Consider the following 26,396-nt stretch of genomic DNA (forward strand, 5'->3'; position numbering starts at 1 on the left):
CGCCACCCGCTCACCTCGGAGCGTCGCCGGACGTCGTCCGGAGGCCGCCCACGGGGGTGTGCGACCGGCGGTCAGGGCTGGGGGTGACCCGGCTCGTCGGGGGGGCTGGGCCGGACGCTGCCCGGTGCCTCCAGCGGGCCCGGGGTGACCCGGTCGGGGGCGTCCAGCACGCTTGCAGTGACTGGGGCGGTCGCTTCCAGCCGACCGGCGTCCAGTGGGGTGGCCGCCGCGATCGCCGGGGACGCCTCGTCGTCGTCGAGCCCGGCCAGGCCCTCGGCGGCCGACCGCTTGGCCCGCCGCCTGTCCACGACGCGGGCGACCTGGATGGCCAGCTCGAACAGCAGGCACATCGGCGCGGCCATCAGCAGCATCGTGAACGGGTCCTGCGTGGGCGTGATGAACGCGGCGAAGACGATCGTGAGGAAGTACAGCCAGCGCCGGCTCTTGGCCAGCGCCCCGTAGGACAGGACGCCGATGAGGTTGAGCCCGACCGCGATGAGCGGCAGCTCGAAGCTCACGCCGAAGGCCAGCAGCAGCGAGATGACGAAGCCGATGTACTCCTGGGCGGTCAGCAGCGCGGTCACGCCGTCACCGGCCAGGCCGAGCAGCAGGTCCAGGCCCGCGGCCAGCGAGATGTAGGCCAGCGCCGCGCCGAGGGCGAACAGGCTGGAGGAGGCGATGACGAAGCCGACGCCGTAGCGCTTCTCGTTCTTCTTCAGCCCCGGGGTGAGGAAGGCCCACACCTGGTGCAGCCAGAACGGCGCGGACAGCACGATGCCGACGATGAAGGCGATCTTCAGGCGGATCAGGGCGCCACCGAGGACGTCGGTGATCACCAGGCTGCAGTCGCCGTCGCCCTCATTCGGCAGCCCGCGCAGCTCCGGGTCGAGCCCGCAGTAGGGCGCCCGGATGAACTCACCCAGGCCGTGGTCGTACCACCAGAACGCCACCGCGGTGCCGATGAACACGAACAGCAGCGCGATGCCGACGCGGTTGCGCAGCTCGCGGAGGTGGCCGATCAGGCTCATCGTCGCCGCGGCGTCCCTCTCGGGACGCCGCGGGCGGCGATCGCGGGTGCGCCCTGCCAGGGTCACGGGCGGCGGGTGGTGCTGCGGGTCAGCGGGCGCTGTCGGCGGAGGCCGCCGACGTGCGGGCGCGCTCCGCGGCGGCGCGGGCAGCAGCCGCACGGGCCTCGGCGGCAGCCGCCTCGGCCTCGAGGTCGACCGGGGCGGCGCCGGCCACGGACGAGGGGGCCACGATCTGCCCGGTCACCGGGGTGGTGCGGGCCTCGTCCTTGGCGCGGACGTCGTCGTCCTTCATGCCCTTCATCTCGCTCTTGAAGATGCGCATCGAACGCCCCATCGAACGGGAGGCGTCGGGCAGCTTCTTGTAGCCGAAGAGCAGCAGGACGGCCAGGATGATGAGGCCGATCTCCATCGGGCCGAGGTTCATCGGGTCCTCCGAGTCGTTGGGGCGAGCAGGGCCGACTCTACGCCCGGACCCTGTGGGGTCCATGGCTCGCCGGAGCTGTACGTGCGGCGTCCACCTGCGGTTCAGGACGGCGTCGCCGGGGGGTTCGGGTCCGACACGCCGGGCGGTTCAGTCCGCGGACCCCGGACGTCCGGCCCGCGCGGCGGCGGCCCGGGCCGCGGTGGCCTGTGCCTCGGCCAGCAGCGGGGCGGCGTCGCGCTCCAGGGCGCGCAGCTCGCGGCCCAGCCGCCCGGCCGCGCCCAGCACGTTGTAGGCCAGGGTGCCCAGCACCAGCAGCACGAGGACGGCGACGGCGATCCACACGATCAGCAGCACGGGCCGACCCTAGCCGCCGCCGGGCCCGGCGTCAGTCCGCGTACCGGGCCAGGGCGGCACGGGCCTCACCGGCGACCTGGGCGGCCAGCTCCGCCGGGGAGTCGACCAGCGCCGCCCCGCCGAGGGAGGAGACCAGCCGGCGGGCCCAGGACAGGTCCGACGTCCGGACCGCCACGGCCAGGCCACCGGCGGGGTCGTCGACCTCCTCGACGTCCTCGACCGGGTAGTAGTCGGCCACCCAGCGCGCGCTGCGGGCCAGCCGCAGGCGCACCAGCGGCGCCTCGGCCCCGGGCTGGTAGAGGCCGGAGTCCAGGTCGCGCTCGGTCGCCTCGTCCGGCGGTGCCCCCGCCTCGTCCAGCACGGTGACCTCGTCGATGCGGTCCAGCCGGAACAGCCGGGTGCCCTCGACGTTGCGGCACCACGCCTCCAGGTACCAGCGGCCGTCGACCAGCAGCAGCCGCATCGGGTCCACGGTGCGCTCGGTGCGCTCGTCCCGGCTGGGGACGTAGTAGTGCAGGTGCAGCGCCCGGCCGCGCTCGAGCCCGTCGCGGACCACGGCCAGGGACTGCTCGGCCGCGCCCACGCTGACCGCCACCGGCGCCTGCACCTCCCCCGGGTGCCCGGCGGCGGCCGAGACCTTGGCCAGGGCGCGGCTGACGGCCTCCCCCTCGGCGAGGCCGGGCATCTCCAGCAGGGTGCGCAGCGCGACGATCAGCGCCACGGCCTCGTCGGTGCTCAACCGCAGCGGCCGCACCATGCCCGCGGTGAAGGTGACCCGGACCCGGTCGCCCTCGAACGCCAGGTCGATGAGGTCACCGGGACCGTGCCCGGGCAGCCCGCACACCCACAGCAGGTCCAGGTCCCGGCGCAGTTGGGCCTCGGTGACGCCGAAGTCACCGGCCGCGTCGGCCAGCCGGACGCCGTCCGGGCGGGCCTGCAGGTACGGGACCAGGGTCAGCAGCCGGGTCATCCGCTCGGCGGTGCTCGGGGCGGTCATGCCGACTCCCCGAGGGCGGCCAGTCGGGTGAGCCGCTCGACGACGGCGGTGCGCACGCTCTGCGGGGCCTCGACGAGCACGTCGGCGCCGTAGGCGGCGAGGGTGTCGGCCAGGTGCTCGGGGTCGGTGGTGCGCAGCTGCAGCCGGTCGTCACCGTCCTCGGCCGCGCCCAGCGTCTCGGCGGTGCGGCGCAGCCCGATCGCCGTCCCGGGGCGGGCGCGCACGACCACCAGCTGCTCGGCGCGGGACTCCTGCCGCGCCACGACCGCGGCCAGGTCCAGGTCGGCCGGTGGGGAGAACGCACCGGCCGGGCCGCTGGCCCTCGGCGTCCCGGTGACCCGGGAGAGCCGGAAGACCCGGGGGGCCGCCCGGTCCAGGTCGTGACCGACCAGGTACCAGTGCCCGTGCCAGGCGACGACGCCCCAGGGCTGCACCCGGCGGCGGTGCGGGGCCGCCTCGTCGGGACGGCGGTAGTCGAAGGTGAGCACCCGGCGGTCGCGGGCGGCGGCGTAGCAGGGCTCGAAGGCGGGCTCGCCGGCGTCCAGCCGCGGCTGGATGGGCACCGTGCGCCCGGAGTCGACCTCGACGCCGGCGGCACGGAGCTTCACCAGCGCGCTCTGCGCGGCCCCGGCCAGCTGCGCCGACTGCCACAGCCGCAGCGCCAGGCCGACGGCCGCGGCCTCCTCACCGGTCAGGGTGATCTCGGGCAGCTCGTAGTCGGCGCGGGCGATCCGGTAGCCGTCCTCGGTGTCGAAGGCGCTGGTCCGGCCGGTCTCCAGCGGGACGCCGATCTCGCGCAGCTCGGCCTTGTCCCGTTCGAACATGCGCTTGAACGCCTCGTCGGCGCGCTCGGTGCCGTCGTCGGGCTCGTAGCCGGGGACGATGGTGCGGATCTTGGCCGCCGAGACGTACTGCCGGGTGCCGAGCAGGGCGATGACCAGGTTGACCAGTCGTTCCGCCCGCTTGGCTGCCACGCGCACAGGCTAGTGCCCCGCGCGTGTCGGGCTCCTCCTGAGGCGGGGTCCCAGCTCACCTACTCTGCTCCGGTGACCGACGCCCCCTCCCCCGCCCCAGGCTCGCGGATCCGCTGGCGCCGCGGCGAGGTGACCGAGCTCGGCCGGACGTGGCACGACGCCCGCGAGCTGACCGTGGCCGTGCCCGGTGACGGCGCGGTGCCGGCCCTGGCACACCCGTCGGTGGTCGGGGACCCCCAGGTCGGCGACACGGTACTGCTGAACACCACGGCGTGGGCGCAGCACCTGGGCACCGGCGGGTACGCCCTCGTCGTCGCCGTCCCCGACCGGCTGCCGCTGGACCCGGCCGGCCCCGGGCACCTGGTGAAGGGCCGGTACGGCCCCCTGCAGGTGACGGTGCCCGGCGTCGACGAGCAGGGCAGCGAGCACCACGCCACCATCGCCGAGGCCGAGGACCTCGACGGGATGCCGGTGGTGGTGGCCGACCTGCACTCCGCGCTGCCGGCGGTCGTGGCCGGGGCGCACGTCACCGACCCGGCACTGCGCATCGCCTACGTGATGACCGACGGCGGGGCGCTGCCGGCGTCCTTCAGCCGGACCCTCGACGCCCTGGCCGGGTCGCTGGTCGGGGTGGTGACCGTGGGGCAGGCCTTCGGCGGTGACCTGGAGGCGGTCACCGTGCACACCGGGCTGCTGGCGGCCCGGCACGTGCTGCGCGCCGACATCGCCGTCGTCACCCAGGGCCCGGGCAACCTGGGGACCGGGACGCCGTGGGGCTTCTCCGGGGTGGCGGCCGGCGACGCGTGCAACGCCGTCGCCGTGCTGGGCGGACGCACCATCGGTGCACTGCGGATCTCCGACGCCGACCCCCGGCCGCGACACCGCGGGGTCTCCCACCACTCGCTGACCGCCTTCGGCCGGGTGGCGCTGGCCGGGGTGACCCTGGTGGCGCCGCGCGGGCTGGGCTCGGAGCTGGGCAGCCAGATCGAGGAGGACCTGGCCGGGCAGCCCGAGCGCAACCCCGTCGAGTGGGTGGACAGCGCCGGGCTGGACGACGCGCTGGCCGCCTCCCCCGCGCAGCTGTCGACGATGGGCCGCGGGCTGGCCGAGGACCGCCCCTACTTCCTCTCCGCCGCCGCGGCCGGCCGCTACGCCGCGCAGCTCACCCTCTTCGGCCCGCCCCCGGCCTGAGCTCCGTCGTCCCGGGGTCTCGCCGTCCTGCGGCTCCGCCGTCCGATCGCTGTGCACGCGCTTCGTGCGCAGTGCCCGTGCTGCCGCGCGGGTGACGTGGACACAACGCGTGCAGCGCGGTCAGGCCCAGCGGCGGAAGCCGCCCTCGGCGTCGAGGGTCTGCCCGGTGACCGAGCGGGCGTCGGGGCCGGTCAGCCACGCCACGACGCCAGCCGCCTCGTCCGCGGTGTTCCACCGGCCACGCGGCATGGCCCGGGCGACCAGGTCGGCCTGGGCGGGGCCGGCCCACCCGGTGTCGGTCGGGCCGGGGTTGAGGCAGTTGCAGGTGATGCCGGCGTCGATGAGCGCCTCGGCCAGCGACAGGGTCATCTGCTGGACGGCGCCCTTGCTGATCGCGTAGGGCAGCTCGTCGGCCATCGGCCCGCGGTGCTGCCCGGAGGTGAACAGGACGACGGCGCCCGGTCCGGCCGCGGGCTCGTACTGGGCGGCGAGGGCCTGGGTGAGCAGCAGGCTGCCCCGGGCGTTCACGGCGAAGCACAGGTCGACCTCGGCGGCATCGACGTCGGCCAGCCCACCTCGGGCGCTGCGTGCGTGCGCGGCGACCAGGGTGGTGAGCGGGCCGACGGCATCCCGGGCGGCGGCGACCAACGCGGCCGGGGCAGCGGGGTCGGCCAGGTCGCAGCTGACGTGCGGCGGGTCGCCGAGGGCGGCGAGGACCGCGGCGAGGTCGTCACCGTCCCAGGGCTGCTCCGCGTCGTGCGGGGCCCAGGAGGAGACGACGACCCGGTCGCCGCGGTCGATCAGCCGCCGGGCGACGGCGAACCCGATGGAGGCCCGGCGGCTGACGCCGGTGACGAGGACGGTGCCCATGCCCGGAGTCTCCCGGGCGACGCCAGCGGTTTCCTCAGACCGGCGTCCAGTGCTCCCACTCGTCGTCCGAGCGCCGCCACCGGGTGGGCGCCCCCAGCTCGGGCAGGTCGGTCAGCCACCAGGTGACGTCGGGCTCGAAGCCGGCGAGCAGGGTGGAGGCCGGAGGGCCGGGGACGTCGACCGGGAGCGCCCGGCCGGCGGTGGACAGGTAGCCGTCGACGGTCAGGTGCACGCCGTCCCACTCTTCGGCCACCGCCGCCCAGTCCGGGATCAGCCACCTGCCGTCCCACCCCGTGAGCTGCCACCACGTGCCCCGGCGCAGCACGGTGACCTCCTGCGGGTGCAGCTGCACCAGGTCCGCCCAGTCGGCCGGACCGGTGACCTCGAACACCCGGGCAGCGTCGGGCACCTGGACCGGCCACGAGACCGCCGAGGACCACCCCAGGGTGTCCTCGACCAGCGGCAGCCGGGTCGGGACTGCCGGCGAGCCGGGCACCGCTCCCGTGGTGAGGCCGTACCAGTCGTGGGCAGGGGTCGACCACCACGCCTCGCCCCACTGGTCGCGCGGGTCGGCGGTCCGCTCCCCCGCCGCCCGCCGCTCGTCCTCGCGGACGGCGTCCCGCCAGCGCGCGAGCGCGGACCGTGCACCGGTGAACCGCGGTGCCGGGTGCTCGGGCTCCCAGCCGACGACGTGCTGGCCGGCGGCGTCGAGGGGACGGCTCCACCACCGGGACGCCGGGGACGCAACGACCAGCTCGGCCACCGGGCGCAGCAACGCCGCGGTCTCGTCATCGGCGAGGAGCTGGTCCTCGTCGTCCGCCGGCTGCCAGTACATCGCCCTCTCGACCGACCTGGCCAAGGCGGCGAGCAGCTCCGCCGGACCGACCCCGGAGAGGTCGGTCGCGGCGATCTCGGCGGCGAGCGACGACCGGAGGTCGCCGACCTCGAACCGGCCTACGGGGTACCCGGCCGACCCGTCCCGCCAGATGAGCTGCGGCCAGCCCCAGGACTCCCGCGACGCCTCCGCCAGCTCGAGGCACAGCCGACGGCCCCGGGGACCGGACAGGAGAGCGTCGGCGCGGCTGGTCACCACGGGAGTCTGACCCACCGGGCTACATGCTGGAGATCAGCTTCTCCACGCGCTCGTCGACGGACTTGAACGGGTCCTTGCACAGCACGGTGCGCTGGGCCTGGTCGTTGAGCTTGAGGTGCACCCAGTCGACGGTGAAGTCCCGCCGCTTCTCCTGCGCGCGCCGGATGAACTCACCGCGCAGCTTGGCCCGGGTGGTCTGCGGTGGCACGTTCTTGGCCTCGAAGATCGCCGGGTCGTGGGCGACCCGCTCGACCTGGCCGGCGTTCTGCAACAGGTAGTACAGGCCCCGGTCGCGGCGGATGTCGTGGTAGGCGAGGTCCAGCTGGGCGACCCGGGGGCTGGACAGTGGGAGGTCGCGCTTGGCCATGTAGCGGTGGATCAGCGAGTGCTTGATCGCCCAGTCGACCTCCCGGTCGATCAGCGACAGGTCGCCGGTGTCGACGGCCTTGAGGGTGCGGCCCCACAGCTCGAGCATCTGCCGGTGCACCGGGCCGTAGCCCTCGCGGTCGACGAACTCCGCCGCCCGGTCGTGGTACTCCTGCTGGATCTCCAGCGCCGACATCTCCCGGCCGTTGGCCAGGCGCACCCGGCGTCGTCCGGTGAGGTCGTGGCTCATCTCGCGGATGGCCCGGATCGGGTTCTCCAGCGCCATGTCCCGGATGGGGACGCCCTGCTCGATCATCCGCAGCACCAGGTCGGTGATGGTGACCTTGAGCAGGGTGGTCGTCTCGCTCATGTTCGAGTCGCCGACGATCACGTGCAGCCGGCGGTACTTCTCGGCGTCGGCGTGCGGCTCGTCGCGGGTGTTGATGATCGGCCGCGAGCGGGTGGTGGCGCTGGAGACGCCCTCCCAGATGTGCTCCGCGCGCTGGCTGACGCAGTAGACCGCCCCGCGCGGGGTCTGCAGCACCTTGCCCGCACCGACGACGATCTGCCGACTGACCAGGAACGGGATGAGGACGTCGGCCAGGCGGCTGAACTCGCCCTGCCGGCCCACCAGGTAGTTCTCGTGACAGCCGTAGCTGTTGCCGGCCGAGTCGGTGTTGTTCTTGAACAGGTAGATGTCGCCGAACACGCCCTCCTCGTTCAGGCGCTGCTCGGCGTCGATCATCAGGCCCTCGAGGATGCGCTCCCCGGCCTTGTCGTGGACGACCAGCTCGGTGACGTCGTCGCACTCGGCGGTGGCGTACTCGGGGTGGCTGCCGACGTCGAGGTAGAGCCGGGAGCCGTTGCGCAGGAAGACGTTGGAGCTGCGCCCCCAGGAGACGACCCGGCGGAAGAGGTAGCGGGCCACCTCGTCCGGCGAGAGCCGGCGCTGGCCCTGGAAGGTGCACGTGACGCCGTACTCGGTCTCGATGCCGAAGATCCGTCGCTCCACCCCACCCAGCCTAGGCGTCCGCGGCGCGCTCGGCTCCGGTGCCGGGCGCGCCGCGCCGCTCACTGCTGGGTGCCGTCGGGACCGTCCTGCTGCTCGGCGTCCGCGTGGCCCCCAGCGGTGTCGACCGCCGTCGGGTCGCCCAGACCGGGCGGGGTGCCCGGGGCGGGGGCGCTGGGGGCGTGGCCGGCGCCGGCCTCGGCCGGGGTGGCCTCGGAGGAGGGCACCGGCTGGTCGGTCAGCAGGGCGGTGAGGGCCGCGCCAACGACCCGGCGGAAGGTGCGCTTGGGACGGCGCCGGTCGAGGACGGCGACCTCGAGCTGCTCGGCGGGCAGCTGCTCGTGGCCACCGCCGTTGGCCGCGGTGACCGGGCTGACCGCTGACAGGGCCCGGACGCCGACCCGCAGCGCCTGGGCCAGGTCCATGCCGGGGGTGAAGTGCTGGCGCAGGTGGCCGGTCACGGTCTCGGCCTGCCCGCCCATGACCACGAACTCCGGCTCGTCGACGATCGAGCCGTCGAAGGTGAGCCGGTAGAGCTGGTCGGCCGCGGCGGTGTCGCCGACCTCGGCGACGCAGAGCTCGACCTCATAGGGCTTCATCTGCTCGGTGAAGACCGCGCCGAGGGTCTGGGCGTAGGCGTTGGCGATGACCCGGCCGGTGACGTCGCGCCGGTTGTAGGAGTAGCCGCGGACGTCGGCCAGCCGGATGCCGGCGACCCGCAGGCTCTCGAACTCCGAGTACCGGCCCACGGCGGCGAAGCCGATCCGGTCGTAGAGCTCGCTGACCTTGTGCAGCGTGGAACTAGGGTTCTCGGCGATGAACAGGACGCCGTCGGCGTAGGTGAGGACGGCGACGCTGCGGCCCCGGGAGATGCCCTTGCGGGCGTACTCGGAGCGGTCACGCATGACCTGCTCGGCGGAGGCGTAGTACGGCATGGTCATGGCTCAGCCCTCCTGGCTCTGGGCGGCGGACCGCTCGGCGATGACCGTGCCGGCGACCTCGGCGACCTCGTCGTCGGTCAGGCGCACCGCGCCCTCGGCGTCGACCCGGTAGACGATCGGGTAGAGCCGGCGCACCGGGTCGGGTCCGCCGGTGGCGGAGTCGTCGTCGGCGGCGTCGTAGAGGGACTCGACGACGGTGCGGGTGGCGGCGTCGGCGGACAGGCCCGGGCGCCAGGTCTTCTTCAGCGAGTTCTTGGCGAACAGCGAGCCAGAGCCGACCGAGGCGTAGCCGCGCTCCTCGTAGTTCCCGCCGGTGACGTCGTAACTGAAGATCCGACCCGGGCTGGTGCCCTCGGCGGCGTCGAGGTCGTATCCGGCGAACAGCGGGACGACGGCCAGGCCCTGCATGGCCGCGCCCAGGTTGCCCCGGATCATCGCGGCGAGGCGGTTGGCCTTGCCGTCGAGGGACATGGTCATCCCCTCGATCTTCTCGTAGTGCTCGAGCTCGACCTGGTAGAGCCGGACCATCTCGATCGCGATGCCCGCGGCCCCGGCGATGCCGATGACCGACCAGGAGTCGGCGGCGTAGACCTTCTCGATGTCCCGGCTGGAGATCAGGTTGCCCATGGTCGCCCGGCGGTCGCCGCCCATCAGCACGCCGCCGGCGTAGGTGGCCGCGACGATGGTGGTGGCGTGCGGGGACAGCTCCCCGACCGGCAGCGCGGGCAGCGTGCGACGGCCCGGGAGCAGGTCGGGGGCGCTGCTGCCCAGGAAGTCGGTGAACGAGGAGCCCACCCGGTCCAGGTACGCCGGCGTGAAGCCGCTCCGGCCCGTTGACGCGTCGGTCACCCATCCACCTCTCTCGCCGCCAGGGGTGCACGGCCTCGACTGCACGAGCACGGCCGGCGGGACACCGCCGGACCTCGGCTCGACCCTACCGGCGGGCCGGTCGGCCGGTCGGTCACCGCCGCTGACCCGGCACCGGCCCGGCGAGGTGGCCGGCCCGATGAGCCTCCACGTAGCGGGCCGCAGCCCGCAGCAGCGCCGGGTCGTCCTTGAACTGCCCTAGACCGCCGTTGCAGTTGAAGCAGAGCAGGTCACGGACCGCACCGGTGGCGTGGTCGTGGTCGACGTGGGCCGCCGGTGCCGCTCGACAGAGCGCACAGAGGCCACCCTGGTCAGCGAGCATCGCGTCGGCCTGGTCAGCGGTGATCCCGTAGCGACGTCTGAGGTGATAGGTCCGCTCGCCACCCACGGCTTCCTTCGACGTCCGCGTCCGGGCGTTGTGGCAGGGCTTGCAGTAGCTGTTGATCCCGCTGCTGCTGCCTGCGTTCCGACCAAAGGCAGAAATCTCCTGGACGACTCCGCAATCCGGACACCACTTGCTGCCCTCGGGAACCACCATGTCGCGAGGGAATCGCCTTCGCGGTCCACCCGTACGACTGTCTCTACTGGCCCGGTGGCGCCGGCGCGCGTGGTCCTTGCAGTAGAACGCATAGCCGTCGCGGCTGTTGCTGTTCCTCGTGAAGTCCGTCAACGGGCGCGCATGACCGCAGTCGCGACAGACCTTGCTCTCCATCAAGTCGTCGAGACTAAATGATCTTGTTCACTGACCCCCTTTCTGAACGTACGATTTCACGAACTCCTCGGCGTTCTCCTCCAGCACCCCGTCGATCTCGTCGAGAAGTGAGTCGACGTCGTCGGTCACCTCCTTCGTGCGCTCGGAGACCTCGGTGTCGACAGAGGCCTCCACCTCCTCGGTCTCCTCGCGCGAACGCGTCGACCGCTGCTGCCCGCCGGTGTCCCTCGTGGCCATCTCACCCTCCGGTGTCTGGTGTGGGTCCCTCTGCCGCGAACCTACTCGCGGGACGTGACAGTCCGCCGACGTTCTCGGGACCGGCACCCGACGACGCACCGGCGTCCACAGCCCGCGGGCCGGTGACGAGACCGGCGGGTCTCCTCGGCCAGGACAGGCCGGCTGCCCTGTCGGCGCTTGCCGGGCGTCACTCCTCCCCTTGCCGCCGCTTTTCTTTCCGATCCGGATCGGCGTAAAGTTGGGGATAACGGTCGATGTGCTGGACGTCGGGATCGTCCACCTGCGACGGTCTCCACACCGACGGCCGACGACGGGGACCGCAGATGACCGAGCACGACGTCCGGGCCTGGGTGGCGCAGACCTACGAGGGCCTCGCCGACCTGCTGCGCGACGACACCTGGGACGCCCCCTCGCTGTGCGCCGGCTGGCAGGTCCGGCATGTGGTGGCGCACGTGACCATGCCCGCCCGGCTCACCCCCGCACAGTTCGGCGCCGAGCTGGCCGCGGCCCACGGCGACTTCGGCGTCCTCTCCGACACCGTCGCCGCCCGGGACGCCGAGCTGCCCCGGGCCGAGCTGCTCGCCGCCCTGCGCTCTCCGCAGCTGCACGGCTGGCAGCCGCCGGGCGGTGGCGGAGCCGGAGCGCTGAACCACGCCGTCGTCCACTCCCTGGACGTGACCGTTGCCCTCGGCGCACCGCCGACCGCACCGGCCCCCGCGCTGACCGCCGTCCTGGACCAGCTGGCCGACGGCACCGTCTTCGGGCTCGACCTGACCGGCGTCCGGCTGCAGGCGACCGACGGCGACTGGGACGCCGGCGACGGCGACGTCGTCCGTGCCGACCGCGGCGGGCTCGTCGCCCTGCTGGCCGGCCGCACGCTGCCCGACGGCCGGGCCCTCCCCCGGGTCAGCGCGCGGTGATCGTGTCCACGAGCTCGGCGGCGGTCGACGTCGAGTCGAACAGCGCGCCCACGTGCTCCCGGGTGCCCCGCAGCGGCTCCATGGTCGGGATGCGCACCAGGTTCTCCCGGCCCACGTCGAACACCACCGAGTCCCAGGACGCCGCAGCGACCTGGGTCGGGTAGCGCCGCAGGCACTCACCGCGGAAGTAGGCCCGGGTGTCCGTCGGCGGGGTGGTCATCGCGGCGGTGACCTCCTCGTCGGTGAGCAGACGCTGCATCGACCCGCGCGCCACCAGCCGGTGGTAGAGCCCCTTCTCCGGACGCACGTCGGAGTACTGCAGGTCGACCAGCTTCAGCCGCGCATCGCCCCACGACAGCCCGTCCCGCTGCCGGTAGCCCTCGAGCAGCCGCAGCTTGGCCGGCCAGTCCAGCCGGTCGGCCAGCCGCATCGGGTCGATCGCGAGCTCGTCGAGCACCTCGCCCCACCGGGCCAGGACGTCGGCGGTCATCGGGTCGTCGTCACCGCGGGAGGCCACGAACGCCCGTGCCTGGGCCAGGTACTCCTGCTGCACCTCGAGCGCGGTGAGCCGGCGGCCGTCGCGCAGCCGCACCCGGTGGGTGAGCGTGGGGTCGTGGCTGATCGCCTGCAGCGCCCCGACCGGCTCCTCGATGGTGAGGTCCTGGGTCAGCGCGCGGTCCTCGATCATCGCCAGCACCAGCGCCGCCGTCCCGACCTTGAGGTAGGTGGACAGCTCGGAGAGGTTGGCGTCGCCGATGATCACGTGCAGCCGGCGGTACTCGTCGGGGTTGGCGTGCGGCTCGTCGCGGGTGTTGATGATCGGCCGCTTGAGCGTGGTCTCCAGGCCCACCTCGACCTCGAAGAAGTCCGCGCGCTGGGACAGCTGGAAGCCCTCGACCCGGCCCTCGACGCCGATGCCGACCCGGCCGGCCCCGGCGAACACCTGGCGGGTGACGAAGAACGGGATCAGCCCGCGGATGATGTCGAGGAACGGCGTCCGGCGGCTCATCAGGTAGTTCTCGTGCGCGCCGTAGGAGGCGCCCTTGCCGTCGGTGTTGTTCTTGTACAGCTGGATGGGTTGGGTGCCGGGCACCTGCGCCGCCCGGCGGGCCGCCTCGGCCATCACCAGCTCACCGGCCTTGTCCCACAGCACGATGTCGCGCGGGTTGGTGCACTCGGGCGTCGAGTACTCCGGGTGGGCGTGGTCGACGTAGAGCCGGGCGCCGTTGGTGAGGATGACGTTGGCCATCCCGGCGTCGTCCTCGGCGTCGTTGTGGTCCAGCGCCGTGGCCGGGGACAGGTCGAAGCCCCGGGCGTCGCGCAGCGGCGACTCCTCCTCGAAGTCCCACCGCGGCCGGCGCCGGCTCGGCGCCCCGGCCACCGCCCAGGCGTTCACCACCTGACTGGACAGGTTCGTCGGGTTCACCCCTGGCTGACCCGGCACGGAGATCCCGTACTCGAGCTCGGTGCCCATCACCCGTCGCACGCTCATGCGCCTCAGGTTAGGCGGGCCCGGTGACGGCCCGGTGGACGGACGACGGCCGGCGCCCTCCCGCACCGACGACTGTCCCCTGCACCGACGCCGGTACAGGAGGACGGACGGTGATCAGGTCACCTGATCACCGTCCGGGCCGGGACCGGGACGGCGGACGGCCCCTGCCGCGGGTGCAGCAGGGGCCGTCCGGGACGTCGTCCGGCGCCGTTACAGGTACTGGCCGGTGTTGGTCGCGGTGTCGATGGCGCGGCCGCTCTCGGCGCCCTTGCCGCTGATGAGCGTGCGGATGTAGACGATCCGCTCGCCCTTCTTGCCCGAGATCCGCGCCCAGTCGTCGGGGTTGGTCGTGTTGGGCAGGTCCTCGTTCTCCTTGAACTCGTCCACGCAGGCGGTCATCAGGTGCCCGACCCGCAGACCGCCGACGCCGGTCTCCAGGCGGTCCTTGATCGCCATCTTCTTCGCGCGGTCGACGATGTTCTGCAGCATGGCGCCGGAGTTGAAGTCCTTGAAGTACAGGACCTCCTTGTCACCGTTGGCGTAGGTCACCTCGAGGAAGCGGTTCTCCTCGGTCTCGGTGTACATCCGCTCGACGGTGCTCTGGATCATCCCGGCGATCGTCGCCTCGCGGCTGCCGCCGTGCTCGGCGAGGTCGTCGGCGTGGATCGGCAGCGTGGTGGTGAGGTACTTGGTGAAGATGTCGCGGGCGGCCTCGGCGTCCGGCCGCTCGATCTTGATCTTCACGTCGAGCCGGCCCGGGCGCAGGATCGCCGGGTCGATCATGTCCTCGCGGTTGGAGGCGCCGATGACGATGACGTTCTCCAGCCCCTCCACGCCGTCGATCTCGCTGAGCAGCTGCGGCACGATCGTGGACTCGACGTCGGAGGAGACGCCGGACCCGCGGGTGCGGAAGATCGAGTCCATCTCGTCGAAGAACACGATGACCGGGGTGCCCTCGCTGGCCTTCTCCCGGGCGCGCTGGAACACCAGGCGGATGTGCCGCTCGGTCTCCCCCACGTACTTGTTCAGCAGCTCGGGGCCCTTGATGTTGAGGAAGAAGGACTTCCCCTGGCTGCGGTCGGCGTCGCCGTTGAGCTCGGCGACCTTCTTGGCCAGCGAGTTGGCCACCGCCTTGGCGATGAGCGTCTTCCCGCAGCCGGGCGGGCCGTAGAGCAGGATCCCCTTCGGCGGGCGCAGCTCGTACTCGCGAAACAGGTCGGCGTGCAGGAACGGCAGCTCGACGGCGTCACGGATCTGCTCGATCTGCCGGGAGAGCCCGCCGATGTCGGAGTAGTCGATGTCGGGGACCTCCTCCAGCACGAGCTCCTCGACCTCGCTCTTGGGGATCCGCTCGAACACGTAGCCCGACCGGGGCTCCAGCAGCAGCGAGTCCCCGCTGCGCAGCGGCTGCCCCTCCAGGGAGTCGGCCAGCCAGACCACCCGCTCCTCATCGGTGTGCCCGACGACCAGCGCGCGGCGCGGCATGCCCGGCAGCGGCTCCAGCAGCTCCTTGAGCAGGACCACGTCGCCGGCCCGCTCGAACCCGCGGGCCTCCACGACGTTCATCGCCTCGTTGAGCACGACCTCCTGGCCGTGCTGCAGCTCGGCGACCGCGACCTCCGGGGAGACCGCGACCCGCATCTTGCGGCCGCCGGTGAACACGTCGACGGTGCCGTCGTCGAGGCGGTCGAGGAAGACGCCGTAGCCGTTGGGCGGCTGCGCCAGCCGCTCGACCTCCTCCTTCAGCGACACCAGCTGGTCGCGCGCCTCGCGCAGCGTGCCGGCCAGCTTGTCGTTGCGCTCGGAGAGGAAGGCCGCACGCGCCTCCGCCTCGGACAACCGGTTCTCCAGCGCGCGCACCTGGCGCGGGCTGTCGGACACCTTGCGTCGCAGCAGGCCGATCTCCTCCTCGAGGTAGGAGATCTGGCTGACCAGCGAGGCGACGTCACGCTCACGTCGCGCACGGAACTCGTCGGGACCCAGGGCCATCGCGCACCTCCACAACCATCGGGGGGAGAGCCAGGAGGCCAATCTATACACGCCGGGACCGACCGTGCCGCGCCTCGCAGGGCGGCTGGGCACGGTGGGTCCCGGCGTCACCGGGACGACACGTGCGGGCGTCCGCGCGCGGGTCAGACCAGCTTCTTGCGGCGCTGCCGCATCGGTGCCACGGCCCCCTCGGCGAGCCGGCGGGCGGTGACCAGGAAGGCGGTGTGGGCGACCATCCGGTGCTCCGGGCGCACCGAGAGGCCCTCGGCGTGCCAGGGGCGCAGCAGCGTCTCCCACGCGTAGGGCTCGGTCCACAGGCCCTGCGCGCGCAGCGCCTCCACGTACACCGACAGCTGGGTGGTGGTGGCGACGTAGCCGACCAGGACCCCGCCGGGCCGCAGCGCCGCGGCCACGGTGGGCAGCACCGCCCAGGGCTCGAGCATGTCCAGGACGACGCGGTCGACGACCTCGGTGGCCGGGTGCTGGTCCAGGTCGCCCAGCCGCAGCGACCAGTTGGCCGGGACCTCGCCGAAGAAGGCGCCGACGTTGCCGCGGGCGACGTCGGCGAAGTCCTCGCGCCGCTCGTAGCTGGTCAGCGTCCCGTGCTCACCGACCGCCCGCAGCAGGGAGCAGCTCAGCGCACCGGAGCCGGCACCGGCCTCCAGCACCCGCATGCCCGGGCCGATGTCGCCGAACCCGACGATCTGGGCGGCGTCCTTGGGGTAGATGACCTGCGCGCCGCGGGGCATGGACAGCACGAAGTCGGCCAGCAGCGGACGCAGCGCCAGGTAGCCGGTGTTGGCCGTCGAGTGCACGACCGACCCCTCGGGGGCGCCGATGAGGTCGTCGTGGGCGATGGCGCCGCGGTGGGTGTGGAACTCCTTGCCCGCCTCCAGGACGACGGTGTGGTGGCGGCCCTTGGGGTCGGTGAGCTGCACCCGGTCCCCGACGACGAAGGCGCCCTCCACCGCCTCGGCCGGCACGGCGGGTGCGGTGTCGCCCCCGACGACCACCGGCTCCAGCGGGACGTCGGCCAGCACCTCGCTCGCGGTGGGCGCCTGGTCGGGGGTGTCCTGCAGCTGCTCGGTCTCGTCGCTCACGTACCGGGAGGGTACGGACGGGGGAACGCCGCCCCGCCGGGGCGGATCCGCAGAACTGTCGGAGGGCCGACCTAACCTCGGAGCCATGACGGCCACGCTGGACACCTCCGAGTCCGTGGAGCCCCTCGCGACCGGGGCCACCGCGGCGAGCCTGGTGGCGCGCACCACGTCCGCCGACACCGCGCCCCGTCGGCCCTCGCTGTCCCCTTCCCGGGCCGCGGACTTCAAGTCCTGCCCGCTGCTGTACCGCTTCCGCACCATCGACCGGCTGCCGGAGAAGAAGTCCCGGGCGGCGGTGCGCGGCACGCTGGTGCACAGCGTCCTGGAGAAGCTCTACGACCTCCCGCCCGCCCAGCGCACCGTCGACGCCGCGCAGACCCTGGTCGAGCCCGCCTGGGCCGAGCTGCGCGAGGAGCCCGGGGTCGCCGAGATGTTCGAGCTCCCCGAGGGCGCCGAGCCACCGAAGGAGAAGGACAGTCTCCAGGCGTGGCTGGCCTCGGCCGGTGAGCTGGTGGAGACCTACTTCCGGCTCGAGGACCCGACGCAGATCCAGCCCGCGGGCCGCGAGGAGCTGGTCGAGGTCACCCTCCCCGACGGGCTGCTGCTGCGCGGGTTCGTCGACCGGCTGGACGTCGCCCCCACCGGGGCGCTGCGGGTGGTCGACTACAAGACCGGCGGGATGCCGCGCGAGGCGTTCGAGAGCAAGGCGCTGTTCCAGATGAAGTTCTACGCGCTGGTGCTGTGGCGCACCCGGGGCGTGGTCGCCGCCCAGCTCAAGCTGCTGTACCTCAAGGACGGCGACACGCTCACCTACTCCCCCGACGAGGCCGAGCTGCTGCGCTTCGAGCGCACGCTGCAGGCGATCTGGTCGGCGATCGAGCGCGCCGTGGCCACCGGGGACTTTCGGGCCAACAAGAGCAAGCTGTGCAGCTGGTGCGACCACCAGGCGCTGTGCCCGGCGTTCGGTGGCACCCCGCCGCCGTTCCCTGCCGAGGCCGCCGCGGCCGCCGGCTGGCGCACCACCCTGGCCGTCACCCCGGTCTGACCGCGGGACCGCCGCCGGACGTCACCAGCGCCGTCGACCGGGGCACCCGGTCGGCCGGTCGGTCCTGTGCCGGTCGATCAGCGGGATGCGTCGTCCGTGGTCAGGAAGCCGTCCAGGTCCTCGGCGGTGAGCCCCTCCAGCGACAGCCGGAGGGTCAGTCCCGGCTGTGGTTGCAGTCGCTGTACCAACGGGACACCGAGCACGGCCACCCCGGCGGCCAGCCCGGCCGCCGTCCCCACCTGAGAGTCCTCGATGACCAGGCTCGACTCCGGGTCGACACCCAGGTCGGCCATGGCCTTGCGGTAGGGCGCCGGGTCGGGCTTGAGCGCGCCGGCCTCCTCGCCGCACACGGTGACGTCGAAGGGGTCCTCGCCCAGCTCGGCGGTGATCCGGTCGAGCACCAGGGTGGCGACCCGACGGGGCGTGGTGGTGACCAGCGCGGTGCGCAGCCCGGCGGCACGGACGGTGTCGAGCAGTTCCCGGGCGCCGGGGCGCCAGGGCATGCCGCGGCTGGTCATCAGCGCCGCGGTCTCGTCCTCCACCCAGCGGGCGTCGGCCTCGAGGTCCTGTGCGGCCGGGTCCAGGCCCAGGTCGGCGTAGATGATCTCCATGGAGGAGAGCATCGACGTCCCCGCCGTCTGCTCCCGCGCTTCGGCGGACAGGGTGCCGCCCAGCTGGGCGGCGAGGGCGTACAGCGCCTCGCCCCACAGCTCCTCAGTCTCGACCAGCGTGCCGTCCATGTCGAACAAGACTGCATGCAGTCGCTGTAACGAGGTGGACGGACCAGCAGCGGGGCTCGACGACACGCTGGGCAGTCTAGGGACCGGCTTTCCCGCAGTACCCCGGTCGGCTCAGGCGGCGCGGGTGCCGGTCATGGTCGCGAACACGATGACGTTGTCCTCGTAGCTGCGGGCCGCGGAGTCGAACGCGCCCCCGCAGGTGATCAGCCGCAGCTGGGCGTCGGGGGTGTTGCCGTAGACCTCGATGGTCGGGAAGTCGTCCTTGGGGTGGACCTCCACCCGGTCGACGGCGAAGACCGCGACAGTCTCGTCGGCGCGGGTCACCTCAACCTCGTCGCCGGGCTGCACCGCGCCGAGTTCGAAGAAGATGCCCGGCCCGGCGGCGGCCGAGTCGACATGGCCGAGGAGCAGGGCCGGGCCGACGGCGCCAGGTGCCGGGCCGCGCTCGTACCAGCCGGCCTGGTCGTCCGGCCCCAGCGGCGGCACCTCGACGGTGCCGTCGTCGTTCAGGCCGAGCCGCATCAGGTCACTGGTCACCCCGATGGCCGGGACGGCCAAGGAGACCGGGGCGGCGACCGGCTCGGCCGGGGCCGTGCTCGTGGCGGCCGGCGGGGCCGCGGGCGCCGCCGAGGACGGCGCCGCGGGCGCCGCTGAGGACGGTGCCGCCGATGACGTGCCGAGGTCGCCGGCCGCAGCCGGCTGTGGTGCGCGCCGCTGTCCGGTGACCGCCACGACGACGGCGACGAGGGCCACGACGGCCAGCGCCACCGCCAGCAACGTCCAGGTGCGGGATCTCGGCCGACGGCCGGTGGGCTCGCTCATGACGGTCCTTCCAGGACGGGACAGGCGGTGCACAGGAGGCAGGTCGGGGCGCGACGCACGGGGACGGGCCGCCCGGGGTGGTCACCCCGGGCGGCCCGAGCCGGATCAGGCCTGGTCGGCCTGACGACGGCGGTAGGCGACGGCGCCAGCGGCGACGGCACCCGCAGCGGCCAGGGCACCGACGCCCATGGCCGCGGTGTTCTCGGTACCGGCGGTGCTGCCGGCACCGGTCTCGGCGCCACCGGCCGGCGCGGCACCCATCTGGGCGACCTCGAAGCCGCCACAGGCGGCGGGGGCGGTGGCCTCCATGGGCAGCGACGGGTCGAGGTCGCTCTTGACGTCACCGTCGTAGGCACCGGACCCGTCCTTGTCCACCCCGTGCAGGACCAACACGGCCGTGCCCGCCTCGAACGCCGCGTGGACGTCGTCGGTGACCTCGAAGGTGCGCTCGTAGCTGATCGAGCCGCTCTCGGCCGCCGGGAAGCGGTCGATGGCCAGGCCGCTCTCCGGGCTGGTGTCACCGCTGGTGGTCAGCGACGTGCCGATGGCGCCGTAGTACTTGGCCGCCTCGGTCACGCTGACGAAGCCGTCCTTGTCGGCGTCGTCGGCGAGGTCGTTGGTCGGGCAGGTGCCCAGGGCGTCGATGTGGAAGTGCTGGGCGTGGGGGGCGCCGGCGAGCAGCCCGGACGCCTCGATCATCACGGTCGCGGTGTTGCCGTCCAGCGTGACCATGCCGGTGCCGGTAACGCCGGAGGCGTTCACCGAGCCCAGGCTGGCCTGGTAGCTGTGCGCACCCTCGTGCGCCGAGGCGGCGGTCATGGTCAGCAGCGGGAACGCCGCGGCGATGGCCACGGCCGGGAGTGCATATGCCTTGCGCATGGTGTGCTCCTGTGTCTCGGAGTGCTGCCACGACCCGTCGGGCGGTGACAGCGGGCGGCAGTGGTCGCCGCTCGCCCTCGTCGTCGGCGGACGCGTCGGTGTGCCCGCCGTGGAACAGGCCCGGATCACCCGGACCGCCGGCAGGTCCCCCAGCGGGATCTCCCGCTGCCGCGCCGACTGCAGGGTCTTCGACACGAGGACACGGATCGGTTCGGTCCCCCGGTCGGGACCGGCTGAGGACCGGCTGTGCAGGTGTCCTGACCACCCGGTCCGCGGGTCCCGGCGAACCGGTGACCCCGTCGCCGACGAACACCGGGCATGACTGCCCCGCGAGCGCTGCCGCCCAGCCGTCGGTCCGCCACCGGCCCGCGCCGGTGGCAGGTGCTGGTGGTCGGTGCGCTGCTCGCCGTGTTCCTCGGTACGGGGACGTCACCGGCCCAGGCGCACGACGGTCTGGTCGGCACCGTCCCGCTGGACACCGAGGTCCTGACCACCTCCCCGGCGGCGGTGGAGCTCACCTTCACCGCGGAGCCGCTGCCGCTGGGCACCGAGGTGTTGGTGCTGGCCGCGGACGGCACTACGGTGTCCACCGGCGCGGCCGAGATCCGCGGCACCAGCGTCGTCCAGGCGGTGGGCGGGTCGCTGCCCTCGGGCGACTACACGGTCGAGTGGCGGAGCACCTCCTCCGACGGGCACCCCCTCACCGGCAGCTTCGGCTTCACCGTGGCGGCCGGCAGCAGCCCCGCCACACCCGCTCCGGCAGCCGCCGGTCCCGCGACCGGGACGACGGGTACGACGGGTACGACGGGTACGACGGGTACGACGGACACCGTCACCGCCTCGGCCGACCGGCCCGCGGACGGCGGCCTGCCCACGGGCTGGCTGGTCGCCGGGGTGCTGGCCCTCGGCGTCGTCGGCGCGCTGGTCGCCCTGCGCAGGCGGGCATGAGCAGCACCGCGCCGGCGCGCCCGGCGCAGCCGCCGGCCGTGACGCCGCCCCCGGTCGGCCGTCCCCGCGGGCGGACAGCGGCCTGGCTCACCGCCGCGGCAGCCCTGGTCCTGGTGCTGTTCGGCGGGCTGGCGGTCGGCGGGAGCGGTGCGGCGGCGGTGCCCGACGGGCTGAGCGACGCCGGTCCGCTGGTCGAGCTGGGCGCCCCCGTGGTCACGCTGGTCGGCCGGGTCGCCGCCGTGGCCACCCTCGGTGCCCTGCTGTGCGCCGCCGTCCTGCTGCCCGGCCACGCCGGCGTGCTCACCCCCGCGTCCCGGCGCGCGGTGCGCGGGGCCTCGGCCTGGGCGTCGGTCTGGGCAGCCGCGACCGTGCTGGGCGCGGTGCTGACCGTGAGCCGGCTGGTGGGCCGCCCGCCGACGGCGCTGCCCGCGTCCGCGGTGCGGGTCTTCCTGGCCGACACCGGGGCGGGGCAGGCCGTCCTGCTGGTGCTGGGGCTGACCGTGCTCGTCGCCGCCGCGGGGGCGCGCCGCTGCTCCGGGGTGCCCGGCGCCCGGGTGCTGCTGGCCGGCGCGCTGGCCGCGCTGGTGGTGCCGGCCGTGCTCACCGGGCACTCCTCCGCCGCCGAGGACCACCTGTTCGCGGTGACGACGCTGGCCGTGCACGTCGTGGCGGCCAGCGTGTGGGTCGGCGGCCTGGGCGCCCTGCTCGTGTACGGCCGCCGGGACGAAAGTCTGCCCGCTGCTGTAGGCCGGTTCAGCGCCCTCGCGCTGCTGTGCGTGGCAGCGACCGGGGTGACCGGGCTGGTGGCCGCGTCGGTGGTGCTGGGCGGCCCCGGGGCCGTGCTGGCCGCCGTGGGCACCGGCTACGGCTGGTTGCTGCTGGGCAAGACGCTGGGGCTGGTGGCCCTGACCGCGCTCGGCTGGCAGCACCGCCGGCGCACGGTGCCGCAGCTGCGGGCCGGCCGGGCCGGTGCGTTCCGCCGCTTCGCGGTCGTGGAGCTGTTCGTCATGCTGGCCACGGTGGCGCTCGCGGTCGCGCTGGCCGCCTCCCCTCCCCCGGCCGCCGCGGCCGACGGTCCCGCATCGACCGTCGCCACGCCGACCGCCGGGGCACCCGCGGCACCGCCCGCGGACCCGATGGCCGGCCACGACCACGGCCCGCTCACCGTCGGCGTGCTCGTCGACGACACCCGCTTCCACGTCGCCCACCCGGTCGCGCCGGGGTCGCGGGTGACCGTGTTCAACGGCAGCGACCAGGAGGAGACCCTCACCGCCGGCGACGGCTCGTTCGACCTCACCGTCCCGGCCGGCTCCCTGACGACCTTCCCGGCCCCCGACCAGCCCGGCCGGTACGCCTTCACCAGCCGCCACTCACCGGCCTACGCCGACGTCCTCACCGTCGAGTAGCCCCCAGTCCACGGTGCCCTCCGGCCCCCGTGCAGGGCCCCGCACCGCGCGGAGCGTGGTGCGGGGGGCACGGGGGTCCTTCACTCGTCCTCGGTGCGGTAGCCCAGGTTGGGCGAGAGCCACCGCTCGGCCTCGGCGACCGTCCAGCCCTTGCGCCGGGCGTAGTCCTCGACCTGGTCGCGGGCGATGCGGCCGAGCACGAAGTACTGCGACTGCGGGTGGGAGAAGTACAGCCCGCTGACCGCGGCACCGGGCCACATCGCCATGCTCTCGGTGAGCTCGATGCCGGTGGCGGTCTGGACGTCGAGCAGGTCCCAGATCGTCTGCTTCTCGGTGTGCTCCGGGCACGCGGGGTAGCCCGGCGCGGGGCGGATGCCGGCGTACTTCTCCGCGATCAGCCCGTCGGGGTCCAGCGCCTCGTCGGGGGCGTAGCCCCAGAACTCGGTGCGCACCCGCTCGTGCATCCGCTCGGCGAAGGCCTCGGCCAGCCGGTCGGCCAGCGACTCGAGCAGGATCGCGTTGTAGTCGTCGTGGTCGGCCTTGAACTGCGCCACCCGCTCCGCAGAGCCCAGTCCCGCGGTGACGGCGAACGCACCGACGTGGTCGGGCAGCCCGGTCTCCTTGGGGGCGATGAAGTCGGCCAGCGACTTGCGCGGGGAGCCGTCGCGTCCCTCGGTCTGCTGGCGCAGCTGGTGCAGCGTGGTGCGGACGGCGGTGCGCGTCTCGTCGGTGTAGACCTCGATGTCCTCACCGTTCACCTGGTTCGCCGGGAACAGCCCGAACACCCCGGCCGCGCGCAGCCAGCGCTCACCGACGACCCGGTCGAGCATCTCCTGGGCGTCGGCGTAAAGCCGGCGGGCGGCCTCGCCGGTGGTCGGGTTGTGCAGGATGTCGGGGAACCGGCCGCGCATCTCCCAGGCGTTGAAGAACGGCTGCCAGTCGATGTAGTCGCGCAGCTCGGCCAGCGGGTAGTCGTCGAAGGTCTTGACGAACTGGGTGGCGTGCCCCTGCGGGTGGTCGCAGACCGGGCCGGCGCACACGTCGCGGGTCTGCTGGAGCAGCATCCGCGGCCGCGGCGGGCGGTAGTCGGTCCAGTCCAGCGGGGTGGCGGCGGCGCGGGCCTCGGCCAGCGGCAGCAGCCGGCGGGTGTCGGTGCGGGCCACGTGCCGCTCGCGCAGCGTCGCGTACTCGGCGTCCGTGGCGGCCAGCAGGGCCGGGCGCTGCTCGTCGGACAGCAGCGCGGCCACGACCGGAACGGACCGGGAGGCGTCCTTGACCCAGATGACCGGGCCGGAGTACTTCTGCGCCACCTTGACCGCGGTGTGCGCCCGGGAGGTGGTGGCCCCACCGATCAGCAGCGGGATGGTGAAGCCCTGCCGCTCCATCTCGCTGGCGAGGTTGACCATCTCGTCCAGCGACGGGGTGATCAGCCCGGACAGGCCGATCACGTCGGCGCCCTCGGCCTTGGCGGTGTCCAGGATCTTCTGCGCCGGGACCATGACGCCCAGGTCGACGACGTCGTAGTTGTTGCACTGCAGGACGACGCCGACGATGTTCTTGCCGATGTCGTGGACGTCGCCCTTCACGGTGGCCATGACGACCTTGCCGTTGCTGCGCTCGACGTCCCCGGGCTGCTTCTCCGCCTCGATGTAGGGGATGAGGTGGGCCACGGCCTTCTTCATCACCCGGGCGCTCTTGACCACCTGCGGCAGGAACATCTTCCCGGCGCCGAACAGGTCACCGACCACGTTCATCCCGTCCATCAGCGGGCCCTCGATGACCTCGATCGGCCGGCCCCCGCGGGCGCTGATGTCCTGGCGCAGCTCCTCGGTGTCGTCTTCGACGTTGGCGTCGATGCCCTTGACCAGGGCGTGGGTGATCCGCTCCCCCACCGGCAGGGACCGCCACTCCTCGGTGGCGACCTCCTTGGCCGACCCGTCACCGGCGAAGTCCGCGGCGATCTCCAGCAGCCGCTCGGTGGAGTCCGGGCGCCGGTTGAGGACGACGTCCTCGATCCGCTCCCGCAGCAGCTCGGGGACCTCGTCGTAGACCTCGAGGGCTCCGGCGTTGACGATCCCCATGTCCATCCCGGCCCGGATGGCGTGGAACAGGAAGACGGCGTGGATGGCCTCGCGGACCTTGTTGTTGCCGCGGAAGGAGAAGGACACGTTGGAGACGCCGCCGGAGACCAGCGCGCCGGGCAGGTTGGCCTTGATCCAGCGGGTGGCCTCGATGAAGTCCAGCCCGTACCGGGCGTGCTCCTCGATGCCGGTGGCCACGGCGAAGACGTTGGGGTCGAAGATCACGTCCTCGGCGGGGAAGCCGACCTGCTGGGTGAGGATGTCGTAGGCCCGCCGGCAGATCTCCGTGCGGCGCTGCAGCGAGTCGGCCTGGCCGTCCTCGTCGAAGGCCATGACCACGACCGCGGCGCCGTACTTGCGGCACAGCCGGGCGTGGGCGACGAACTCCTCCTCGCCGTTCTTCAGCGAGATCGAGTTGACGATCGCCTTGCCCTGGACGCACTTGAGGCCGGCCTCGATGACCTCCCACTTGGAGGAGTCGATCATCGTGGGCACCCGGCAGATGTCGGGCTCGGTGGCGATGAGCTTGGTGAAGCGGTCCATCGCCGCGACGCCGTCGATCATCCCCTCGTCCATGTTGACGTCGATGACCTGCGCCCCGGCCTCGACCTGCTGGCGGGCCACGGCCAGGGCCGCCGGGTAGTCACCGGCCTTGATCAGGTTGCGGAAGCGCGCCGAGCCGGTGATGTTCGTGCGCTCGCCGACGTTGACGAACAGCGAGTCGCCGGTGACCGTCAGCGGCTCCAGGCCCGACAGCCGCAGCGCCGGGGCGACCTCGACCGGCGTCCGCGGTGCCGTGCCGGCCACCGTCGCCGCGATCGCCGCGATGTGCGCCGGGGTGGTTCCGCAGCAGCCACCGACGAGGTTGAGGAAGCCGGACTCGGCGAACTCCCCGACGATCGCGGCGGTCTCCTCCGGCGACTCGTCGTACTCACCGAAGGCGTTGGGCAGCCCGGCGTTGGGGTAGCAGGACACGAACGTGTCGGCGATCCGGGAGATCTCGGCGATGTAGGGCCGCATCTCCTTGGCACCCAGCGCGCAGTTCAGCCCCACCAGCAGCGGGTGGACGTGCCGCACCGAGTACCAGAACGCCTCGGTGACCTGCCCGGACAGCGTGCGGCCCGACGCGTCGGTGATCGTGCCGGAGATCATCACCGGCCAGCGGCGGCCGCGCTCCTCGAACAGCGTCTCCAGCGCGAAGATCGCGGCCTTGGCGTTGAGCGTGTCGAAGATCGTCTCGATCAGCAGGACGTCGGACCCACCGTCGACCAGGCCGTTGGCCTGCTCCAGGTAGGCCTCCACCAGCTCGTCGTAGGTGACGTTGCGCGCGCCGGGGTCGTTCACGTCGGGCGAGATGGACGCCGTCCGGCTGGTCGGGCCGATCGCGCCGACGACGTACCGCGGCTTGTCCGGGGTGCTCACCGCGTCGCAGGCGGCGCGGGCGAGGCGGGCCGAGGCCAGGTTGAGCTCGTAGGCCAGCTCCTCCATCCCGTAGTCGGCCAGCGAGATGCGGGTGGCGTTGAAGGTGTTGGTCTCCAGCAGGTCCGCGCCGGCGTCGAGGTACTCGCGGTGGATGCCGGCGATCACGTCGGGGGCGGTGATGCTGAGCAGGTCGTTGTTGCCCTGGACGTCGCTGGGCCAGTCGGCGAACCGCTCCCCGCGGTAGCCGGCCTCGTCGGGCCGGTCGCGCTGGATCGCCGTGCCCATGGCGCCGTCGAGGACCAGGATGCGCTCGCGCATGGCGGCGGTGAGCGCCTCGGTGGCGTCGGGGCGGAGCTCGGCGGGAGTGGGCGCGGAGAACTGGGGCACAGGTGCGTCCTCGGGTCGTCGATCGGGCACGGGATCACGGGCGTCCGGCGCCAGGGCCCTGGCAACGCCGACGGGCAGCAGCGCCTCGTCGTCCTCGAACAA

General features: G+C 73.4%; 24 protein-coding genes. 5 read left to right on the forward strand and 19 right to left on the reverse strand.

Going from position 1 to position 26,396, the window contains the following annotated elements; translation table 11 throughout:
- Positions 1–71: 71 nt before the first annotated feature.
- From tatC to O2W14_RS08850, 5 genes are all read right to left on the reverse strand, one after another.
- Positions 72–1,094: a twin-arginine translocase subunit TatC gene (gene tatC / locus O2W14_RS08830; RefSeq protein ID WP_269175709.1), complete on the reverse strand. Its 1,023-nt coding sequence runs from the start codon at positions 1,092–1,094 to the stop codon at positions 72–74.
- Between the two features lie 22 nt (positions 1,095–1,116).
- Positions 1,117–1,452: a Sec-independent protein translocase subunit TatA gene (tatA, locus tag O2W14_RS08835; protein WP_269175710.1), complete on the reverse strand. Its 336-nt coding sequence runs from the start codon at positions 1,450–1,452 to the stop codon at positions 1,117–1,119.
- Between the two features lie 147 nt (positions 1,453–1,599).
- Positions 1,600–1,806, reverse strand: a complete 207-nt coding sequence (locus tag O2W14_RS08840; protein WP_269175711.1) for a hypothetical protein — start codon at positions 1,804–1,806, stop codon at positions 1,600–1,602.
- 31 nt (positions 1,807–1,837) lie between these two features.
- Entirely contained in the window at positions 1,838–2,803 is a 966-nt protein-coding gene (locus O2W14_RS08845; protein ID WP_269175712.1) for a helix-turn-helix transcriptional regulator, read from the reverse strand.
- On the reverse strand, positions 2,800–3,777 hold the full coding sequence (locus O2W14_RS08850) for a helix-turn-helix transcriptional regulator (protein ID WP_269175713.1): 978 nt from the start codon (positions 3,775–3,777) through the stop codon (positions 2,800–2,802). Before O2W14_RS08850 ends, O2W14_RS08845 begins: the two co-directional genes overlap by 4 nt.
- Positions 3,778–3,849: 72 nt before the next feature.
- On the opposite strand from O2W14_RS08850, the gene O2W14_RS08855 reads away from it, so the two are divergent.
- On the forward strand, positions 3,850–4,968 hold the full coding sequence (locus O2W14_RS08855) for a DUF3866 family protein (protein ID WP_269175714.1): 1,119 nt from the start codon (positions 3,850–3,852) through the stop codon (positions 4,966–4,968).
- A gap of 120 nt (positions 4,969–5,088) precedes the next feature.
- Here the strand turns inward: O2W14_RS08855 and O2W14_RS08860 are convergent, their stop codons facing one another.
- From O2W14_RS08860 to O2W14_RS08890, 7 genes are all read right to left on the reverse strand, one after another.
- Positions 5,089–5,838: an SDR family oxidoreductase gene (locus tag O2W14_RS08860; RefSeq protein WP_269175715.1), complete on the reverse strand. Its 750-nt coding sequence runs from the start codon at positions 5,836–5,838 to the stop codon at positions 5,089–5,091.
- 34 nt (positions 5,839–5,872) lie between these two features.
- Positions 5,873–6,946, reverse strand: coding sequence for a hypothetical protein (locus tag O2W14_RS08865; RefSeq protein ID WP_269175716.1), 1,074 nt, complete (start codon positions 6,944–6,946; stop codon positions 5,873–5,875).
- A 4-nt stretch (positions 6,947–6,950) separates the two neighbouring features.
- A complete protein-coding gene (pafA, locus tag O2W14_RS08870; RefSeq protein WP_269175717.1) occupies positions 6,951–8,309 on the reverse strand; it encodes a Pup--protein ligase in 1,359 nt (452 codons plus the stop codon).
- Between the two features lie 59 nt (positions 8,310–8,368).
- Positions 8,369–9,247 carry a proteasome subunit alpha gene (gene prcA / locus O2W14_RS08875; RefSeq protein WP_269175718.1) on the reverse strand — a complete coding sequence of 293 codons (879 nt, stop codon included), beginning with the start codon at positions 9,245–9,247 and terminating at the stop codon, positions 8,369–8,371.
- 3 nt (positions 9,248–9,250) lie between these two features.
- The gene (prcB, locus tag O2W14_RS08880; protein ID WP_269175719.1) at positions 9,251–10,096 is read right to left on the reverse strand and encodes a proteasome subunit beta; all 846 of its coding nucleotides are present in this window, start codon (positions 10,094–10,096) and stop codon (positions 9,251–9,253) included.
- 112 nt (positions 10,097–10,208) lie between these two features.
- On the reverse strand, positions 10,209–10,652 hold the full coding sequence (locus O2W14_RS08885; RefSeq protein WP_269175720.1) for an endonuclease VII domain-containing protein: 444 nt from the start codon (positions 10,650–10,652) through the stop codon (positions 10,209–10,211).
- 201 nt (positions 10,653–10,853) lie between these two features.
- A complete protein-coding gene (locus O2W14_RS08890) occupies positions 10,854–11,063 on the reverse strand; it encodes a ubiquitin-like protein Pup (RefSeq protein WP_269175721.1) in 210 nt (69 codons plus the stop codon).
- A gap of 323 nt (positions 11,064–11,386) precedes the next feature.
- Between O2W14_RS08890 and O2W14_RS08895 the strand changes: the two genes are divergently transcribed.
- Positions 11,387–11,983: a maleylpyruvate isomerase family mycothiol-dependent enzyme gene (locus O2W14_RS08895; protein ID WP_269175722.1), complete on the forward strand. Its 597-nt coding sequence runs from the start codon at positions 11,387–11,389 to the stop codon at positions 11,981–11,983.
- On the opposite strand, the gene dop is transcribed toward O2W14_RS08895, so the two are convergent.
- From dop to O2W14_RS08910, 3 genes are all read right to left on the reverse strand, one after another.
- Positions 11,970–13,475, reverse strand: coding sequence for a depupylase/deamidase Dop (gene dop, locus O2W14_RS08900; RefSeq protein WP_269175723.1), 1,506 nt, complete (start codon positions 13,473–13,475; stop codon positions 11,970–11,972). The two genes, O2W14_RS08895 and dop, sit on opposite strands and share 14 nt — an antisense overlap.
- 210 nt (positions 13,476–13,685) lie before the next feature.
- Positions 13,686–15,464 (reverse strand): proteasome ATPase, encoded by a 1,779-nt coding sequence (arc, locus tag O2W14_RS08905; protein ID WP_269175724.1) that lies wholly within the window; start codon positions 15,462–15,464, stop codon positions 13,686–13,688.
- A gap of 143 nt (positions 15,465–15,607) precedes the next feature.
- On the reverse strand, positions 15,608–16,564 hold the full coding sequence (locus tag O2W14_RS08910) for a tRNA (adenine-N1)-methyltransferase (protein WP_269175725.1): 957 nt from the start codon (positions 16,562–16,564) through the stop codon (positions 15,608–15,610).
- Positions 16,565–16,649: 85 nt separating this feature from the next.
- Between O2W14_RS08910 and O2W14_RS08915 the strand changes: the two genes are divergently transcribed.
- Positions 16,650–17,609 carry a RecB family exonuclease gene (locus tag O2W14_RS08915; protein WP_269175726.1) on the forward strand — a complete coding sequence of 320 codons (960 nt, stop codon included), beginning with the start codon at positions 16,650–16,652 and terminating at the stop codon, positions 17,607–17,609.
- 77 nt (positions 17,610–17,686) lie between these two features.
- Here the strand turns inward: O2W14_RS08915 and O2W14_RS08920 are convergent, their stop codons facing one another.
- From O2W14_RS08920 to O2W14_RS08930, 3 genes are all read right to left on the reverse strand, one after another.
- A complete protein-coding gene (locus tag O2W14_RS08920) occupies positions 17,687–18,415 on the reverse strand; it encodes an HAD family hydrolase (RefSeq protein ID WP_269175727.1) in 729 nt (242 codons plus the stop codon).
- Positions 18,416–18,460: 45 nt separating this feature from the next.
- Complete coding sequence (locus tag O2W14_RS08925) at positions 18,461–19,171, reverse strand: class F sortase (RefSeq protein ID WP_269175728.1); 711 nt, start codon at positions 19,169–19,171, stop codon at positions 18,461–18,463.
- A gap of 105 nt (positions 19,172–19,276) precedes the next feature.
- Positions 19,277–20,050, reverse strand: a complete 774-nt coding sequence (locus tag O2W14_RS08930; protein WP_269175729.1) for a hypothetical protein — start codon at positions 20,048–20,050, stop codon at positions 19,277–19,279.
- 318 nt (positions 20,051–20,368) lie between these two features.
- Here O2W14_RS08930 and O2W14_RS08935 point away from each other — a divergent pair, with 318 nt between their 5' ends.
- Positions 20,369–20,998, forward strand: a complete 630-nt coding sequence (locus O2W14_RS08935; RefSeq protein ID WP_269175730.1) for a copper resistance CopC family protein — start codon at positions 20,369–20,371, stop codon at positions 20,996–20,998.
- Complete coding sequence (locus tag O2W14_RS08940; protein WP_269175731.1) at positions 20,995–22,404, forward strand: copper resistance D family protein; 1,410 nt, start codon at positions 20,995–20,997, stop codon at positions 22,402–22,404. Before O2W14_RS08935 ends, O2W14_RS08940 begins: the two co-directional genes overlap by 4 nt.
- A gap of 80 nt (positions 22,405–22,484) precedes the next feature.
- Here O2W14_RS08940 and metH read toward each other — a convergent pair whose 3' ends face one another.
- A complete protein-coding gene (gene metH / locus O2W14_RS08945; protein WP_269175732.1) occupies positions 22,485–26,294 on the reverse strand; it encodes a methionine synthase in 3,810 nt (1,269 codons plus the stop codon).
- Positions 26,295–26,396 lie beyond the last annotated feature (102 nt).

The sequence above is a fragment of the Modestobacter sp. VKM Ac-2986 genome, from assembly GCF_026967795.1.
Classification (GTDB): Bacteria; Actinomycetota; Actinomycetes; order Mycobacteriales; family Geodermatophilaceae; genus Modestobacter.